A 16,156-nucleotide genomic window follows, 5' to 3' on the forward strand; every position below is an offset into this window, starting at 1 on the left:
ACCCGTGGAGTATTGACTCATGAATTCCCAATTCGGCCTTGCCAACGTCTGGAGCCAGGGCGATATCGTTACCAAATCGGTGGCCGTGCTGCTGCTGGTCATGTCGCTCGCGTCCTGGATGGTCATCGTCATCAAGACGCTGGACCTCATCAAGTACAAAAAGATCGCCCGCGCCTCTGAAGACTTCTGGCACAGCGAAGACTTTGCCGCGGGCCTGACCAAGCTGGGCGCCGACCCGACCAACCCGTTCCGCCAGCTCGCCCTGGAAGGCCGCGAAGCCACGCTGCACCATCGCAACACCAAGGCGCACCTGCACGACGCCCTGGACGTGAGCGACTGGGTCACGCGCACGCTGCGCAATGCCATCGACGAATTCACCGGCAAGCTGCAGTCGGGTCTGGCCATCCTGGCCTCGGTCGGCTCCACCGCCCCCTTCGTCGGCCTCTTCGGCACCGTGTGGGGCATCTACCATGCGCTGCTGTCCATCGGCGCAGCCGGCCAGGCGACCATCGACAAGGTGGCCGGCCCAATCGGCGAATCGCTGATCATGACAGCGCTGGGTCTCGCGGTCGCCATCCCGGCGGTGCTGGGCTACAACGCCCTGGTACGCGGCAACAAGGGCGTGCTGCAAAAACTCAGCCGCTTTGCGCATGACCTGCACGCCTACTTCGTGACCGGCGCCCGCGTGAGCGCCGGCGGCCAGCAGGCCAATGTGGTGCCAATGAAAAAAGCCTGAAAGCCCGCCCTTTATCCTGCTCTGCCGCCCCACAGCCGCGGAGCTCCCTCATTCAGTGACCGAGAAGCACCATGGCCTTTGGAACCCAAGACGACAGCGATGAGGTGATGAACGAGATCAACATGACGCCCATGGTGGACATCATGCTGGTGCTGCTCATCATTTTCATCATCACGGTCCCCGTGATGAAGCATTCCGTCAACATCGACCTGCCGCGCGCCTCCAACGAAGCGCAAAACATCAAGCCGGAAACGGTTCGCCTGAGCGTGGATGCGGAAGGCAGCTATTTCCTGAACGAGACCAAAATTTCAGACGAAGAACTGGTCACGCAGCTCCGGGCGTCGGCGGCACAAAACCCGCAGCCAGACCTGCATATCCGCGGCGACAAATCAGTGCGCTACGAGCGCGTGGCGCAAGCCATGGCAGCAGCCCAACAGGCCGGGCTGCGCAAGATCGGTTTCATCACTGAACCCAAGAACTGACCAGGGCCTGCAGGACTGATCGGGTCCTGGATGCATGCCTGCTGGACAGGCACTCCAGGTTTTTCACACAGAAAGAAACAAACCGCAGCCTGGATTCGCTTGACTTTCAAATGAGAATGGTTATCATTAACTTAACGCAGCCCAAACAGGTCAAACAGGTTTAACCATCATGTCCATCGCAATGCCCGCTTCCCATACCTTGAGCCTTCCTGCCCGCGCCCCTGCGCACACAGAGACCGCTTCTGGTGGCCATCCTTCGGGCGCTTCCGCCGCTTGCGTCAACAGCACCGAAATCCTGCGCGGGCAAAAGGCGGTGGAAATCAACCACAACGGCTCGACTTACCGCCTTCAGGCCACTCGCCTGGGCAAACTGATTTTGACCAAGTAAGCCCCCTTCACCGTTTCATCACCCTCTTCATCAACACAGTTTCATCGTGGGGCGATCCGGGGCTACCAAGCCTCCAAGGTCGTTTTTAGCCAGCCACAGACTCTTTTGGAGTTGTTTAGCCAGGCTTTTTTTCCTTGATGTTGTTCTGCTCTCACCAACAAAAAAGCCGACCTCGTGGTCGGCTTTTTTCTTTTTTATTCCCGCTGCGAAGCGGTTTACAGGCCGATAGCGGCAATACCGGCGCGCGCAATTTGCGCGTCCTCGCTGGACTTCACGCCGCTCACACCGACAGCGCCAATGCACTGCCCGTCTTTCACGATGGGCACGCCGCCTTCCAGCATGCCGTGGATGTAGGGCGCCGACAGAAAGGACGTACGGCCGCCGTTGATGACGTCTTCGTAAACCTTGCTCTCACGGCGGCCCATGGCGGCCGTATTGGCCTTGGAGGGTGCAATGTGCGAGGAAATGGGCGGCGCACCGTCCAGGCGCTGCAGGTGCAGCAGGTGACCACCGTCGTCGACGATGGCGATGGTGACGGCCCAGTTGTTCTTGAGGGCTTCGGCCTCGGCGGCAGCGGCGATGAGTTTGACGTCGGCGAGTTCAAGCACTGCTTTTGATTTCATGGTCTTCAGGATTTCCGGAGTTTGTTGGCAAAGATACCGAGCATACGCAAATTTGGGGCCGCCCTTCGCCCGCATTGCCGCCAAATTAGCTTATAGAACCCTTACAAAAAGTAGGGAGTGAGGGCTGGAAAAACAGCAATGCACCCTAAAATAATCTTGCCGGCATTTGCTGGCGCCTCGGAGACGACTTTCATGACTGACAATGTTCAAACCCTCGACTACGGCGTTGCTTCCAGCGTCGAGCAACGCAACAAGGTCTTGCGCAACACCTACTGGCTGCTGGCCCTGAGCCTGCTGCCCACCGTGCTGGGCGCCTGGCTGGGCGTGGCAACGGGCATTACCCGCTCCCTGACGGGCGGATTGGGCCTGATCGTGTTCCTCGGCGGCGCCTTCGGCTTTATTTTCGCCATTGAAAAGACCAAGAACTCGGCCGCGGGCGTGCCTGTGCTGCTCGGTTTTACCTTTTTCATGGGCCTGATGCTCTCGCGCATGATTGCCATGGTGCTGGGTTTCAGCAACGGCGCATCACTGGTCATGACGGCTTTTGCCGGCACGGCCGGCGTGATGTTCGTGATGGCCAGCCTGGCCACCGTCATCAAGCGCGACCTGAGCGGCATGAGCAAGTGGCTCTTCGCCGGCGCCCTGGTGATCATGGTGGCGGCCGTCATCAACGTGTTCCTTGGTTCGACCATGATGATGGCAGTCATCAGCACGCTGGCCATCGCGGTTTTCAGCGCCTACCTGCTGTACGACCTGAAGCAGGTGATCGACGGCGGCGAAACCAACTACATCAGCGCCACACTGGCCATTTACCTGGACCTGTTCAACATTTTCCAGAGCCTGCTGGCCTTGCTGGGCATCTTCGGCGGCGACCGGGACTGATCCGCTTCGCTACTGAATAAAAAAAGGGCCTCAGGGCCCTTTTTTCATGCACACCTCGTTTCATTCTCCGCAGGGTGAGTTGGGGCTTCTCCAATTCAAGCCGGGGCCGCGGATCTGGCTCTGCCAGTCCGCAGGTGCAGCGGCCCCCTCGGAGGCAGGGAGCTACACGCAGTGAGAGACCGTGGGAGCCAAATCAAACACAGCAATGGACTCCACATGGGCCGTGTGCGGGAACATGTTGACCACGCCAGCCGCTGTGCAGCGGTAGGCGCCACAGTCCACCAGCACGCCCGCATCCCGCGCCAGGGTGGCCGGGTTGCAGCTCACGTAGACAATGCGCTGCGGCGGCGTCCAGCCGTTCAGGGCCAGGCTCTGCTGGTGCTCACCGTCATCACAGGGGACGCCGCTGACGATCTGCTGGTGCAGCGCCGCCAGGGACTTGAAAAGCTCAAAAGCGCCTTCACGCGGAGGGTCCACCAGCCATTTGTCGGCGCGGCCATCTTTCACCAGCATCGCCGGCGTCATTTCAAAGAGGTTGCGCGCTACAAATTTCGTAGCTGCCAGCGCACGGCGGACGCTGGATGCAGGCCTGTTTCTTTCAAAATTCTCGCGTGAGCGGGCGACCAGGACTTCACTGCCTTCGATACCCAGCACTTCACGGGCGCGTGTGGCCAGCGGCAAGGTGAAATTGCCCAGGCCGCAAAACCAGTCAATCACCCGCTCGTCCGGCTGCACCGCCAGCATTCGCAGTGCACGCGACACCAGCACCTGGTTGATATGGGGGTTGACCTGCGTGAAATCGGTCGGTTTGAATGGCATGACCACATCAAACTCCAGCAGGCCGTAGCTCAACTCCTGCACAGCGTCGTCCAGCAGCTTGACTGTTTCAAGCCCCCCCGGCTGCAGCCACCATTGCAGGCCGGGGTTCTGCGCAGCGAAAGCACGCAGGCGGTTCAAGTCACCGGAGCTTAGGGGCTCCATATGGCGCAGCACCATGGCCGTGACCTCGTCACCGCAGGCCAGTTCGATCTGGGGCAGGGTTTCCTTCGCATCCATGCTGCCGATCAGCTCGCGCAGAGGCACGAGCATGTCACTGACGTGCCGGGGCACCACGTGGCATTCGGTCATATCGGCCACGYAGCCGCTTTTACGCTCGTGAAACCCCACCAGCACGGCACCCTTTTTGCGGACATACCGTACCGACAGCCGCGCACGATAGCGATATCCCCAGGCCGGCCCTTCAATGGGCCGCAGCAGGTTGTCCGCCCTGACCTTGCCGATGTGCCATAGGTTGTCTTCGAGCACACGCTGCTTCACGGCCACTTGCGCCCCCACATGCAAATGCTGCATCTTGCAGCCGCCGCAGGCGCCGGTGTGCATGCCGAAATGCGGGCATGCCGGGCGCACGCGCTGGGACGATTCACGGTGGATGGCCATCACCATGGCTTTTTCAAAGCTGCTTTTCTTGCGGTAGACGTTGGCAGTCACTCGTTCGAAAGGCAGGGCACCCTCGATAAAAACCACCTTGCCGTCAGCCCTGTGGGCAATGCCCTGGGCTTCGATGTCGAGCGACTCGACCTCGAGCACGTCTGGCGGGTAGTCGGCCGCCGTAGCAGGCTGCTTGTTCTGGCTTTCTTCTGTCATGCACCAATTGTCTCAGGCTGCGGTACCATTTTCTGAACCCGTGAAAGGAAGGCGCCATGGAGCTTCGTATTTGCATCGATGTTGACAACATGGAACGTGCCGTCAAGTTCTACACAGAGGCACTCGGGCTGCGCACAGGCCGCCGTTTCAAGAGCGACTTCGTGGAAATCCTCGGTGCAGGCAGTCCGATCGACCTGCTCTTCAATGCGCCGGGTACCCGGCCGATCGCCAGCGGTCAGGGCAGCGAGAGCGTTCGCACCTACCAGCGCCACTGGACACCTGTTCACCTTGATTTTGTGGTGGAAGACATTGATGCGGCGGTTGACCGGCTGCAGCGCCACGGTGCCGTTCTGGAAATGCCCGTGGCCGAACGGGTCTGGGGGCGAATTGCGGGGCTGGCCGACCCTTTTGGCCATGGCATTGACCTGTTGGAGTTCAAGGGCCGTGGCTACGACGAGATTTTGCAGCCTCACTGATCACAACTCCGGGGCAGGCAGCTGTATTTCCGCGCAACCATTTGCTACAAAATAGATAGCTTCCTGCGCTCGTCCATACTGGACTGCGAGATTTTTTCCATAAATTTTCCCTGGCACAAGCAGCGCCAAGGCACCAGAAACAAAAAAGGAGCCCGGCAAACGCGGGGCTCCTTTCTGTGGATGGAAATACCGCTTACTTGGCGGGCAGGTATCTGGAAGGATCGACAGGCTTGCCCTGGCGGCGAATCTCGAAATGCAGCTTCACGCGGTCCGCGTCGCTGTTGCCCATCTCGGCAATCTTCTGGCCCTTTCGCACGCTCTGGTCTTCCTTGACCAGCAAAGTCTGGTTGTGCGCATAGGCCGTCAGGAAGGTGCTGTTGTGCTTGAGGATGATCAGGTTGCCATAGCCGCGCAGGCCGGCGCCGGCGTACACCACGCGGCCGTCGGCCGAAGCAATGACGGGATCACCGGCCTTGCCGGAAATATCCAGGCCCTTGTTTTTGGCTTCATCGAAACCCGCCAGCATCGTGCCCTGCGCGGGCCAGATCCAGGCGATGTCTTCATCGCCCGTTGCAGAGGGTGTCGGGCTGGCAGCCGGTGCTGACGCGGGACGCGCCGCGCTGGCAGCCTGCGTCGGCGTGGTGGATGCTGTCGACGTGGTGGCCGACCCGGACGTCACGGGGCGGGTCACCACCAGCGGGTTTTCACTGGTCGGCGGCACCACACGCAGCACCTGCCCCACTTCGATGATGTTGGGGTTTTCAAGGTTGTTCCAGCGCACGATGTCACGCCAGTTCTGGCCATTTTCCAGGCCGATCCGAATCATGGTGTCACCGGGTTTAACGGTGTAGTAACCAGGTTTTCCGGCGTTTTCAAAGCCGGGCAACTGTTTGACATTGCCTGCGTCCACCGCGCCCGGCGTGGGACGCGACAAGCCGGTGCCGCGGTCTTCAACCGGGGCATGGGTGGGAGAACGCGTGCCGCAGCCCGCGGCAAGCAGCAGCGCTGCCGCCAGGGCGCATGGCAGGGCCAGCCTGCCGAGCGTTGAGCGGGCGCCATGACTTGCGTCTGCGGCATCCACAGACACTGCCCGGTTCGGCCGTACGGTTTGATTCATTGGTTCTTTCGTCGTCAATCTGACGGGTATGGCGTATTGGTTAACTGGATGATCGGATGGTTCAATGCCGTCACTGCTATATCGACAACCGGCCTGGGTCCTGCAGGGGCCGGATCATCAGCTTGTCCCCGATTTTAAAGGCACAAAATGAACGGCCTCCAGCAGGGTCTGCCTGACGCCCTGGGGGGTTTTGTCGACCACCACCAGCGCCTGGGCACCCCCGGCGGTTTGCATGGGCGCCACCAGCCTGCCGCCTACCGCCAGTTGCTCAATCCAGGCAGGCGGAATGGCCTCCCCGCCGGCAGCTGCAATGATGGCCGCATAAGGCGCGCCCCTGGCGTAGCCCATCATGCCATCACCAAACAGCAGGTGCACATTGGGCAGGCGTAAAGTCCGCAAATTCTCCCTGGCTTTGTCGTGCAGGCCACGCAGCCTTTCGATGCTGTAGACCTCCGTCGCTAGATGGCTGAGCACCGCGGCCTGGTAGCCGCAGCCAGTGCCGATTTCAAGCACCCGCCCCAGCTTTCCGGCCGCGCCGTGGCGCAGCAGTTCCAGCATGCGGGCCACCACATTGGGTTTGGAAATGGTTTGCCCCAAGCCAATCGGCAGGCTGGTGTCTTCATAGGCCTGGTTGACCAGCGCGGTGTCGACAAAACGGTGGCGTTCGACAGCCCCCATGGCGGCGAGTACCAACGCATCGGCAACACCTTGTGCAGCAAGCTTGCTCACCATGCGCGCGCGTACGGCGTGTGAATCGAGCCCGACACCGCCTGGTTGAGTGGAAATCACCGGTTTTGCTGGTTTTTTCAAGCTATTTTGGCTTGCCGCCCGCTCTGGAATTGCGCCACCAGCTATTGATTTTGTAGCAGACGGAACACCCGCGTCAGGCTTCAGTCGAACCGGAAATGCCGGGCGGCCTGCAGCGACCGGCGCTTTGGCAGTGGGATTGAACGGCGGTTTGAGGCTGGATTTCATGACGATTTTTTGTGCAACTCGGCCAGCCGGGCAGCGGTTTGGGCCCAATAAGGCAGACGCTCATGATCGGTCAAATCCACCTGCAGCGGGGTGATGGACACAAACTTCTGGCTGGTGGCGTAAAAATCGGTTCCTTCACCAGCCTCTTTCGCAGGCCCTGCGCCGCCAATCCAGTACATGGTTTCGCCGCGCGGGCTGGTCTGCACGATGACGCGTTCGGCCGCATGGCGCCGCCCCAGCCGGGCCACTTTCACACCCTGGATCTCGTTGTCGGGCAGGTTGGGAATATTCACATTGAGCAGCCAGGGCGGCACCGTCGGCTCCGCGCCTTCGGCGATGGTCTCCAGTGAAGGAATCAACTGTTGCACCAGCTCGGCTGCACGCCGGGCTGCCACATCAATGTGCGCCCAACCCTTTTCAGTCTGGGAAAACGCGATGGAAGGAATTCCGAACAGGTAGCCTTCCATGGCGGCGCCCACGGTTCCGGAGTAAATCGTGTCATCACCCATGTTGGCGCCGTTATTGATGCCTGAAACCACCAGGTCGGGCCGGTAGCCCAGCAAACCCGTCAGCGCGATATGAACGCAGTCTGCCGGTGTGCCGTTGATGTAGCGAAAGCCGTTGGCCGCGGTCTGCACGTACATCGGCGAGTGCAGGGTCAGTGCGTTTGATTTGGCACTGTTGTTGTGCTCGGGTGCCACCACCTCGACATCGGCAACGGTTTTAAGCGCTTCGTAGAGGGCAATGATGCCGGAGGCCTGGTAACCGTCGTCGTTGCAAATGAGGATTTTCATGGACTGATTTTACGGTCACGGCTGCGACAGCCTGAGCCCTGCCGGACATCGCAAAACCTGCCGCTTTGCCTATGATGCAAGCAAGGCGCCGTGTCTTTCCGCTGGCGGCCCGTCGTTCTTCTTCTGTTTCTTCTGCACCTGTCGCAGCATTCCTTCTATCGGAGACATCTCATGCAAGCCTGGCTTTGTGAAAACCCCACCGGCGTAGACGCCCTGACCTGGAAAGAATTGCCAACACCGCAACCCAAGGCAGGCGAAGTGCTGATTGAGATCAAGGCCGCCAGCCTGAACTTTCCCGACCTACTGATCGTGCAAAACAAGTACCAGATCAAGCCGCCCCTGCCCTTTGTGCCCGGCTCCGAATACGCCGGCATCGTTCAGGCGGTAGGCGAAGGCGTCACACACCTCCAGGTGGGGCAAAACGTGGCCTGCCTCTCCGGCACCGGGGGGTTCGGCACGCACACCCTTGCACCGGCGGCCCTGTGCATGCCCTTGCCCAAAGGGTTTCCCTTTGTGGACGCCGCCGCTTTCATCATGATTTACGCGACCTCGTGGCACGCCCTGATGGACCGCGCACAACTCAAGGCCGGTGAAACCGTCCTGGTGCTGGGTGCGGCAGGCGGTGTGGGTACCGCAGCCATACAGATTGCCAAAGCCGCCGGGGCCCGCGTGATCGCGGCCGCATCGACCGATGAGAAATGCGCCCTTTGTACGTCCATTGGCGCGGACGCCACCATCAACTACACCACGAAAAACCTGCGTGACGAAATCAAGGCACTGACCGAAGGCAAAGGGCCTGACGTGATTTATGACCCGGTCGGCGGCGAGTTTAGCGAGCCGGCCTTTCGCTCCATCGCGTGGCGGGGCCGTTACCTGGTGGTGGGCTTTGCTTCGGGGCCCATCCCGTCCCTGCCGCTCAACCTTACGCTGCTCAAGGGCGCATCCATCGTCGGCGTGTTCTGGGGAGACTTTGCCAAGCGCGAACCCAAAGCCAATGCGGCCATGATGGCCGAGCTGGCCGGCTGGTATGCCCAAGGCAAGATCAAGCCGGTTATTGACCGCACCATGCCCATGGCCGAACTGAAAGCCGCCTATGCCCACATGGGCTCACGTGGCGTCAAGGGCAAGCTGGTCATGGTGAACTAGGGCCTGGCCCGCCTGCACAAGGCAGCTGCACCAGGCCCCAAATGAAAAAGTCCCGCGAGCCTTGCGGCAAGCGGGACTTCAAATACTGGGGTGGCTGATGGGGCTCGAACCCACGACAACAGGAATCACAATCCTGGACTCTACCAACTGAGCTACAGCCACCGGAGCCCTGCATTATAGCGGCAAAGCCGCTGCAATTTACTGGGTGACGACTTCTTCTGCGCCTGCCTTGGCGACAGGAGGCTTTGCCACCAGGATTTTCGTCTTGAAGCGATCTTTCAGGCCGTTGTAATACGCCAGATTTTCTGCGGCGGTCCACCACTGCGTGTACTGGTTGCGTTCCTGCCTGGCTGCCGCTTCAAGTGGCGCCTCGCGCGGAACCACCTTGTTGACCTTGATCACGACGTAACCTTGTGCGCCGAGGCTAACCCCGGCAAATGCCGGCAAGGCAGCCGCGTCAGCGCGGAGCGCCGCGTCGATCACGGGATTGGGAAGCTTCTGGGTTTGCTCACGCGACACGACCACAGGTGCGGCCAAAGCCGTTGCGGACGCCGGGGCGGCCTTCCAGGCAGCCAGTTTGGCCTCGCCCTCCTTGCGCGCTTCTTCGGCGCTGCGCTGGGCAACCCAGCGCTGGCGCACGACATCTTTCACTTCGGCAAAGGGCTGGGTGCGTGCCGGGGTGTACTGGGTGATCCGGCCTGAAACCAGCTGGCTGGGCGCTGTTTCTATGGCTTCGGTATTGCGCTTCTTTTCGATCGCGTCAGGCGAAAAAAGTGCGCCCAGGAATTTCGGATTCGACAGCACGCCAGCCGCACCGGCTTTGGGCTGCCGGGCCACATTGCTGGCCGCCTTGACTTCAAGCTTCAGCTTGTCCGCCACGGGCTTGAGGCTGTCGGGCTGCTCATAGGCGCCATTGGTGAAGACATCGGCAACTTCAGCAAATTTCTTCTGGGCCTCCTGCTTGCGGAGGTCGGCTTCCAGCTGCGGTTTCATTTCTTCGAACGCTGGCCGCTTCGGTGCCTTGATGTCCGTCAGCTTGATGATGTGGTAACCGAACTCCGACTCCACGACATTGCTGATGTCGCCTTTTTTCATCGCAAAGGCGGCGTCCTCAAATGGCTTGACCATCGAGCCGCGCGCGAAGAAATCGAGATCGCCGCCGGAAGGTGCCGAACCGGTATCCTGCGAATTTTTACGTGCCACATCGGCAAAAGTATCGGGTGCCTTCCTGACCTGCGCCAGCAATTCCTCTGCCCTGGCTTTCGCCTTTTCGCGATCGGCTGCCGAGGCAGTCTTGGGCGTTGCAATCAGGATGTGGCTTGCCCTGCGCTCTTCGGTGCCGCCCAGGCGCTGGATATTCTGCTCATAGTAGGTCTTGAGATCGGCCTCGTTGACGGTGACCGTCTTTTTGACAGTCTCGACGTCAAGCACCACATACTCAATGTTGGCCTGTTCGGGCGCCTGAAAGAGTTTCTCGTTGGCTTTGTAGAACTGCTCAAGGTCGGCATCGGTCGGCGCCAGTTTGGCTGCCATATCGGCAGCATCAAAACGGGCCAGCTGGATTTCGCGCTTCTCGAAATAGGCATTGAGCGACAAATCAGCCGCAGCGTTCGTGGCGAAGCCGCTTGCACCAATACCGCCCAGCACCTGCCGGCTCGGCAGCCCGGCCTTGACATTGGCCTCAAAGATTTCCGGCGTCATGCCCTGCGACGCCAGCAACTGGCGATAGCGCTCCATATCGAGCTTGCCGTCCGGGCCTTTCAGGGCGGCGATTTCAGGGATTTTCTGCAGCTCGCGCGCCAGATAGTCGTCGGTGACGTGGGCAGCAGCAGCAACCACGCGGTCGCGTACCAGCCGCTCCAGCGTCGCGTAGCGTGCTTGTGGTGTATCCAGCAGCTTGACATCAATCGACGGCATGGAAGCGCGTATGCGCTGGACTTCGTTCTGGTGGGCCTGGTCCCATTCGGGCTGCGTGATGTCTTTCCCATCAACCACGGCAACGACCCCGCTTTTACTCCCGGGACCGTTGCTGTTCATGCCCACCAATATGAAGGACGGAACAATCAGCAAAAACAGCAACGCCATCGTGACTTTGGTGTGCTTGCGAATGAAATCAAACATCTCGAACTTCCTGTGCTGCAACAGCTTTACGAACAAACCGGGAGCCAACAACAAAAAAGGCGAACCATGTTCGCCTTTTTTCGTGGGTGGTGGGTGCTGACGGGCTCGAACCGCCGACCTACGCCGTGTAAGGGCGCTGCTCTACCAACTGAGCTAAGCACCCCACGTTGAGTTTCCGTTTCAGTTCAAAGCATCCTTGAGAGCTTTGCCTGGACGGAACTTTGGAACCTTGGCAGCCTTGATTTTAATCGCATCGCCGGTACGCGGATTGCGGCCGGTGCGCGCAGCACGTTTTCCCACGGCAAAAGTGCCGAAACCCACCAGAGACACGGAGCCTCCTTTTTTCAGGGTTGTTTTCACAGCGCCAATGGTTGACTCCAGCGCGCGCGTAGCGGCAGCTTTGGAAATATCAGCATGCTTGGCAATGTGCTCGATCAGTTCAGTCTTGTTCACAAGGAGCCCCTCGTTGATAAAAAGTTAATCTGGTTGTCTCTAAAAAATATCTCCCGGGACACTGTGTTGAGTGTGTCAGCGGGAGCGGCATGTGCAGTTTTCTGCTGATTCCAATTAGAGCCATGGACTCCTAACCTGTCAATACAGCAGCAAGTTTTTACAACGTGCGGAGGCGGATTCTAGACGGTTTTTCAGCGCTTTCACGGCTTAATCGTAAGCATGATGTGTAATTTTCATGCTTGACAAAAAACGACTTTATAACCCGCTGAGGGCGGCTGCCACGGCCTTGCCGAGGTCGACCGTCCCGGCTTTTCCGCCCAGATCCGGCGTGCGTGGCGCACCGCTTCCTGGAAGCAGCACAGCTTCAATCGCAGCAAGGATGCCATCATGCGCCTCTTTGTGTCCGAGGAATTCCAGCATCATGGCGCCGCACCAGATCTGCCCAATGGGGTTGGCAATGTTGCGCCCGGCAATGTCCGGGGCCGAACCGTGCACCGGTTCGAACAGGGAGGGAAACTTGCGTTCGGGGTTGAGGTTGGCACTGGGCGCAATGCCGATGGTGCCCGTGCAGGCCGGCCCCAGGTCACTCAGGATATCGCCGAACAGGTTGCTGGCCACCACCACATCGAAGAAGTCCGGGCGCTGCACAAAATGCGCGGTCAGGATGTCGATATGGAATTGATCAAGACGGACACCCGAATAGTTTTTCGCCATCTCGGCCACGCGCTCATCCCAGTAAGGCATGGAGATGGAAATGCCATTGGACTTGGTCGCACTGGTCAGGTGCTTCTTGGGACGGGACTGGGCGAGTTCAAAGGCGAACTTCAGGACGCGGTCCACGCCGATGCGAGTGAACACCGACTCCTGCAGGACAAACTCGCGCTCCGTACCAGGAAAAGCCCGCCCGCCAATACTGGAGTATTCGCCCTCGGTGTTTTCACGGACGATGTAAAAATCTATTTCACCGGGCTGGCGCGCGCTCCCGTCACGCCTGACAACCGGCGCGATGATGCCGGGCATCAGCCGCGCCGGCCGGAGGTTGATGTACTGGTCAAACTCACGCCTGAACAGCAGCAGCGACCCCCACAGTGAAACATGGTCGAGAATTTTCGCGGGCCATCCCACGGCGCCGAAGTAGATTGCGTCATGGCCGCCAATCTGGTCCTTCCAGTTGTCCGGCATCATCTTGCCGTGCTTTTCAAAGTAGTCCCAGCTTGAAAAATCGAAGTGGTCGAACTGCAGGTCGATGCCGTATTTGACGGCCGCAGCCTCCATCACTCGCACACCTTCGGGCATGACCTCTTTGCCGATGCCGTCGCCTGCGATGACTGCTATGCGTTTTTTTCCGGAGCTCTTGCTCATGGTGTTCCTTTTGGATTGGGTTGAATTGGAGTGAGGTCGATTTGGTCAGTTGAATGCCGTTGATTCAGGATTTGAAAAAGCCAAGCGCTTCTGCCAGCAGCAACGCCGGCACTTCCTCCGCAATGTAGTGGCCACAAGGCAGGCTCCGGCCCGAGACATCTTTCGCACGGTCCCGCCAGAGGTTCAGTACATCAAAACATTGGCCCACCGCGCCATGCTCGCCCCACAACACCCGCAGCGGCTGCGCCAGGCGCAGGCCGGCAGCGACGTCCGCGCAATCGTGCTCCAGGTCGATGGTGGCGGAGGCCCGGTAGTCTTCGCAGATACTTTGAGCGGTGCCGGGGATTTTCGCGCAGCGTTCGTACTCGGCCAGTGCGGGTGGCGCAAAAGCCGCCAGGCCGGCATGGCGTTTACCCATCACGCTGCGCACATACCGCACCGGATCGGACTCGATCAACGCTTCGGGCAACGGCGGCGGCTGGATCAGGAAAAACCAGTGCCAGTAAGCGCGCGCAAAAGCCTCCGTTGTGTTGTCGTACATGGCCAGCGTGGGCGCGATGTCAAGCAGCATCAGCCGCTGAACCGCGCCAGGATGATCCGCCGCAAGGCGATGGGCCACGCGCGCGCCGCGGTCGTGCGCCAGCACCTGGAATCGTTCGAACCCGTGACGACGCATGGCGGTTACGGCATCCAGCGCCATCGCACGTTTGGAATAGGCCTCGTGCGCTGCATCACTGGTAACCCGCGAGGAGTCACCGTAGCCGCGCAGGTCCATCATCACGACAGTGAATTTTTTTGCAAGCTCTCCGGCGACCAGGTGCCACATCGCGTGGGTTTGCGGGTGCCCGTGGAGCAACAGAAGTGACGCTCCTGCACCGCCCCGCAGGGTGCGCAAGCTGCCAGCCGGGCCGTCTAAATCGTACGAAACGAAATTCTCAAACATCAATCAGTCGCCTTGGTTCACGTTCGGGCAATCAATTCCCGGCGCCCCGGTGCTGAATGCCTTGAACGTTTTTTAGATCCTTGCCTGATTTTGTAGAACAGTGGCGCCCAATACAAGCAATAATCAGGCAATCAATTATTTCCAAAAAGGAATTAATGGAACGCAGCGACCTTGAACTGGTGCTTGCCGTTCGCGACCACGGGAGCCTGGCGGCCGCGGCGCAAAGCCTGGACGTGGCGCCGCCGGTGGTCACCAAGCGGCTTGCAGCATTGGAGGCCAGGCTGGGCCAGCGGCTGTTCCAGCGCACCACCCGCCGCGTCAGCCCCACCGCCGAAGGCGAAACAGTCTGCGAACGGGCCATCATCCTCCTGCAGGGCTTCCAGGCGCTCGAGGCTGAGTTGCAGGAGCGAAAAGCGGAGCCCACCGGTCTGATCCGGCTCGCTGCAACTTTTGGATTCGGCCGCCTGTGGCTGGGCCCTGCGCTGGCGGACTTCCAGGAGCGTTATCCACGTGTCGAGATACAGCTGGAGCTCACCGAGCATTTGCCCGACCTCGCGCTGGAGGGTTACGACGGCGCCATCTGGCTCTGGTCGATACAGGGGCGGCAGGCGGCGCAGTGGGTGTCTCGCCGTCTTGCGCGCAACCAGCGCATCATGGTGGCCTCGCCCCGCTACATCAAACAACACGGTTCACCAGCCAGCCTGGAGGCCTTGCAGGACCATGCCTGCCTGATCGTGCGCGAAAACGGCAATGCCCCGGGACAGCGTTTTGATGTCTGGCCGCTGCACAGGGAACGCGAGAAAACAGCGGTGCGCGTTCGCGTACACGGCCCGCTGGCCAGCAATTCAGGAGAACTGGTACGTGACTGGTGCATGGAAGGCCGCGGCATCATGCTGCGCAGCCTTTGGGATATTGCGCCGCACATCGCATCGGGCCGGCTCGTGCGCGTTTTACCAGCCTATTCAATGCCCGATGCCGACATTCACTGGCTGGCCCCCTACCGCACCGACCAGCCACGCCGTATTCGCCTGCTGATTGACCACCTGGTCGCACAGTTCCAGGAAGCGCCCTGGAAAACTACGTTGCCGCCGGCTTCGCGGCCCGTACCACGAGGCTCACGCCCAACGCCGTGAGCGCGGTGCCGGCAATCGTGCTGAGCGTAATGGGTTCGTCAAACAACAGCCATGCCATCAGGGCGGTCGTTGGCGGAACCAGATATAGCAGGCTGGTCACGGCTGTCGCTGCGCCACGCTGGATCAAAAGGTAAAGCAGGGAGCTTCCTCCCAGCGTGAGCACCAGCACCGACCACGCCATGGCGCCCAGAACCTGGTGGTTCCACGTGATCGCTGCAGTTTCAAACAGCGCAAGCGGCAGGGTCACTACGAAAGCAGCGGCCAGCTGAATGGCATTGGCACTGCGCACATCGGCAGGTTTGACAAAACGTTTCTGGTAAAGCGTTCCCGCAGTGATGCTGAACAACGCAAAGACCGTGCAGGCCAGCGTCAGCGCCGTCACTTCATGGCCCGTGCCGAATTTGCGCGAAACCACCAGCAACAGCCCGCCCAGCCCCAGCGCCAGGCCGGCCCACTGGCGTGAAGTGACCTTGGCCTCGCCGCCGTTTGCCTCGGGCGAGGCAACCCACGAAACCCACAGCGCAGTCAACACGGGCTGAAGTCCGACAATGAGTGCGGTCAACCCCGACCCCATGCCCGACTTCACGGCAATCCAGACACCACCCAGATAACCGGCATGCATCAGCACGCCGGTCATGGCCAGATGCAGCCATTGCGCCCGGCCTTGCGGCCACGCGGCACGGGCCAGCACGATCCAGACAAGGAAGCAAACAATCGACAAAAAATAGCGGATCGCCAGGAAAGTCAGCGGCGGCGCATACGGCAAGCCATACTTGGCGACGATAAAGCCGGTGCTCCAGATCAGGACGAACACGACGGGCATGGCCCGGATCAGCGCACCGGGAGAGGATAAAGAAGAGGAAGAACTCAAGGACAGAAGC

At 60.2% G+C, this 16,156-nt stretch carries 17 protein-coding genes and 2 tRNA genes; 7 read left to right on the forward strand and 12 right to left on the reverse strand.

Going from position 1 to position 16,156, the window contains the following annotated elements; translation table 11 throughout:
- The first annotated feature begins 19 nt into the window (after positions 1-19).
- From AC1DYR_RS05370 to AC1DYR_RS05380, 3 genes are all read left to right on the forward strand, one after another.
- Positions 20-736 carry a MotA/TolQ/ExbB proton channel family protein gene (locus AC1DYR_RS05370; RefSeq protein WP_477704185.1) on the forward strand — a complete coding sequence of 239 codons (717 nt, stop codon included), beginning with the start codon at positions 20-22 and terminating at the stop codon, positions 734-736.
- A gap of 71 nt (positions 737-807) precedes the next feature.
- Positions 808-1,218, forward strand: coding sequence for an ExbD/TolR family protein (locus AC1DYR_RS05375; RefSeq protein ID WP_477704186.1), 411 nt, complete (start codon positions 808-810; stop codon positions 1,216-1,218).
- A gap of 169 nt (positions 1,219-1,387) precedes the next feature.
- A complete protein-coding gene (locus AC1DYR_RS05380) occupies positions 1,388-1,606 on the forward strand; it encodes a hemin uptake protein HemP (RefSeq protein WP_477649635.1) in 219 nt (72 codons plus the stop codon).
- A 215-nt stretch (positions 1,607-1,821) separates the two neighbouring features.
- Here AC1DYR_RS05380 and AC1DYR_RS05385 read toward each other — a convergent pair whose 3' ends face one another.
- Entirely contained in the window at positions 1,822-2,229 is a 408-nt protein-coding gene (locus tag AC1DYR_RS05385) for a GlcG/HbpS family heme-binding protein (RefSeq protein WP_477686869.1), read from the reverse strand.
- A 192-nt stretch (positions 2,230-2,421) separates the two neighbouring features.
- On the opposite strand from AC1DYR_RS05385, the gene AC1DYR_RS05390 reads away from it, so the two are divergent.
- Entirely contained in the window at positions 2,422-3,111 is a 690-nt protein-coding gene (locus tag AC1DYR_RS05390) for a Bax inhibitor-1/YccA family protein (RefSeq protein WP_477704187.1), read from the forward strand.
- A gap of 162 nt (positions 3,112-3,273) precedes the next feature.
- On the opposite strand, the gene rlmD is transcribed toward AC1DYR_RS05390, so the two are convergent.
- Complete coding sequence (gene rlmD / locus AC1DYR_RS05395; protein WP_477704188.1) at positions 3,274-4,755, reverse strand: 23S rRNA (uracil(1939)-C(5))-methyltransferase RlmD; 1,482 nt, start codon at positions 4,753-4,755, stop codon at positions 3,274-3,276.
- A 56-nt stretch (positions 4,756-4,811) separates the two neighbouring features.
- Here rlmD and AC1DYR_RS05400 point away from each other — a divergent pair, with 56 nt between their 5' ends.
- The gene (locus tag AC1DYR_RS05400) at positions 4,812-5,231 is read left to right on the forward strand and encodes a VOC family protein (RefSeq protein WP_477704189.1); all 420 of its coding nucleotides are present in this window, start codon (positions 4,812-4,814) and stop codon (positions 5,229-5,231) included.
- A 193-nt stretch (positions 5,232-5,424) separates the two neighbouring features.
- Here the strand turns inward: AC1DYR_RS05400 and AC1DYR_RS05405 are convergent, their stop codons facing one another.
- The 3 genes from AC1DYR_RS05405 to surE all read right to left on the reverse strand — a co-directional run bounded on the left by AC1DYR_RS05405 (position 5,425) and on the right by surE (position 8,117).
- A complete protein-coding gene (locus AC1DYR_RS05405; RefSeq protein WP_477704190.1) occupies positions 5,425-6,348 on the reverse strand; it encodes a peptidoglycan DD-metalloendopeptidase family protein in 924 nt (307 codons plus the stop codon).
- A gap of 117 nt (positions 6,349-6,465) precedes the next feature.
- Entirely contained in the window at positions 6,466-7,323 is an 858-nt protein-coding gene (locus tag AC1DYR_RS05410; RefSeq protein WP_477704191.1) for a protein-L-isoaspartate(D-aspartate) O-methyltransferase, read from the reverse strand.
- A complete protein-coding gene (surE, locus tag AC1DYR_RS05415) occupies positions 7,320-8,117 on the reverse strand; it encodes a 5'/3'-nucleotidase SurE (protein ID WP_477695437.1) in 798 nt (265 codons plus the stop codon). Before surE ends, AC1DYR_RS05410 begins: the two co-directional genes overlap by 4 nt.
- Before the next feature lie 171 nt (positions 8,118-8,288).
- On the opposite strand from surE, the gene AC1DYR_RS05420 reads away from it, so the two are divergent.
- Complete coding sequence (locus tag AC1DYR_RS05420; protein WP_477686863.1) at positions 8,289-9,263, forward strand: NADPH:quinone oxidoreductase family protein; 975 nt, start codon at positions 8,289-8,291, stop codon at positions 9,261-9,263.
- A gap of 86 nt (positions 9,264-9,349) precedes the next feature.
- Here AC1DYR_RS05420 and AC1DYR_RS05425 read toward each other — a convergent pair.
- The 6 genes from AC1DYR_RS05425 to AC1DYR_RS05450 all read right to left on the reverse strand — a co-directional run bounded on the left by AC1DYR_RS05425 (position 9,350) and on the right by AC1DYR_RS05450 (position 14,142).
- Positions 9,350-9,425, reverse strand: a tRNA-His gene (locus AC1DYR_RS05425).
- Positions 9,426-9,461: 36 nt separating this feature from the next.
- Positions 9,462-11,384 carry a SurA N-terminal domain-containing protein gene (locus tag AC1DYR_RS05430; RefSeq protein ID WP_477704192.1) on the reverse strand — a complete coding sequence of 641 codons (1,923 nt, stop codon included), beginning with the start codon at positions 11,382-11,384 and terminating at the stop codon, positions 9,462-9,464.
- Between the two features lie 87 nt (positions 11,385-11,471).
- Positions 11,472-11,547: transfer RNA gene (locus AC1DYR_RS05435), tRNA-Val, on the reverse strand.
- 17 nt (positions 11,548-11,564) lie between these two features.
- Complete coding sequence (locus AC1DYR_RS05440; protein ID WP_007874140.1) at positions 11,565-11,837, reverse strand: HU family DNA-binding protein; 273 nt, start codon at positions 11,835-11,837, stop codon at positions 11,565-11,567.
- Positions 11,838-12,092: 255 nt separating this feature from the next.
- Entirely contained in the window at positions 12,093-13,199 is a 1,107-nt protein-coding gene (locus AC1DYR_RS05445) for a tartrate dehydrogenase (protein ID WP_477704193.1), read from the reverse strand.
- 64 nt (positions 13,200-13,263) lie between these two features.
- The gene (locus AC1DYR_RS05450) at positions 13,264-14,142 is read right to left on the reverse strand and encodes an alpha/beta fold hydrolase (protein WP_477704194.1); all 879 of its coding nucleotides are present in this window, start codon (positions 14,140-14,142) and stop codon (positions 13,264-13,266) included.
- 155 nt (positions 14,143-14,297) lie between these two features.
- Between AC1DYR_RS05450 and AC1DYR_RS05455 the strand changes: the two genes are divergently transcribed.
- Positions 14,298-15,275: a LysR family transcriptional regulator gene (locus AC1DYR_RS05455; protein ID WP_477704195.1), complete on the forward strand. Its 978-nt coding sequence runs from the start codon at positions 14,298-14,300 to the stop codon at positions 15,273-15,275.
- Here AC1DYR_RS05455 and AC1DYR_RS05460 read toward each other — a convergent pair.
- A complete protein-coding gene (locus AC1DYR_RS05460; protein WP_477704774.1) occupies positions 15,220-16,098 on the reverse strand; it encodes a DMT family transporter in 879 nt (292 codons plus the stop codon). The genes AC1DYR_RS05455 and AC1DYR_RS05460 overlap by 56 nt on opposite strands.
- Positions 16,099-16,156: the final 58 nt, after the last annotated feature.

The sequence above is a fragment of the Polaromonas sp. P1_F9 genome (assembly GCF_056405615.1).

Bases quoted from the DNA above. Each gene is read 5' to 3' on its own strand.
- AC1DYR_RS05370 (WP_477704185.1), top strand. From the start codon at position 20: ATGAATTCCCAATTCGGCCTTGCCAACGTCTGGAGCCAGGGCGATATC.
- AC1DYR_RS05430 (WP_477704192.1), bottom strand. From the start codon at position 11,384: ATGTTTGATTTCATTCGCAAGCACACCAAAGTCACGATGGCGTTGCTG.
- AC1DYR_RS05455 (WP_477704195.1), top strand. From the start codon at position 14,298: ATGGAACGCAGCGACCTTGAACTGGTGCTTGCCGTTCGCGACCACGGG.
- surE (WP_477695437.1), bottom strand. From the start codon at position 8,117: ATGAAAATCCTCATTTGCAACGACGACGGTTACCAGGCCTCCGGCATC.
- AC1DYR_RS05460 (WP_477704774.1), bottom strand. From the start codon at position 16,098: ATGCCCGTCGTGTTCGTCCTGATCTGGAGCACCGGCTTTATCGTCGCC.
- AC1DYR_RS05405 (WP_477704190.1), bottom strand. From the start codon at position 6,348: ATGAATCAAACCGTACGGCCGAACCGGGCAGTGTCTGTGGATGCCGCA.
- AC1DYR_RS05385 (WP_477686869.1), bottom strand. From the start codon at position 2,229: ATGAAATCAAAAGCAGTGCTTGAACTCGCCGACGTCAAACTCATCGCC.
- AC1DYR_RS05390 (WP_477704187.1), top strand. From the start codon at position 2,422: ATGACTGACAATGTTCAAACCCTCGACTACGGCGTTGCTTCCAGCGTC.
- AC1DYR_RS05445 (WP_477704193.1), bottom strand. From the start codon at position 13,199: ATGAGCAAGAGCTCCGGAAAAAAACGCATAGCAGTCATCGCAGGCGAC.
- AC1DYR_RS05420 (WP_477686863.1), top strand. From the start codon at position 8,289: ATGCAAGCCTGGCTTTGTGAAAACCCCACCGGCGTAGACGCCCTGACC.
- AC1DYR_RS05400 (WP_477704189.1), top strand. From the start codon at position 4,812: ATGGAGCTTCGTATTTGCATCGATGTTGACAACATGGAACGTGCCGTC.
- AC1DYR_RS05410 (WP_477704191.1), bottom strand. From the start codon at position 7,323: ATGAAATCCAGCCTCAAACCGCCGTTCAATCCCACTGCCAAAGCGCCG.
- AC1DYR_RS05450 (WP_477704194.1), bottom strand. From the start codon at position 14,142: ATGTTTGAGAATTTCGTTTCGTACGATTTAGACGGCCCGGCTGGCAGC.
- AC1DYR_RS05380 (WP_477649635.1), top strand. From the start codon at position 1,388: ATGTCCATCGCAATGCCCGCTTCCCATACCTTGAGCCTTCCTGCCCGC.
- AC1DYR_RS05375 (WP_477704186.1), top strand. From the start codon at position 808: ATGGCCTTTGGAACCCAAGACGACAGCGATGAGGTGATGAACGAGATC.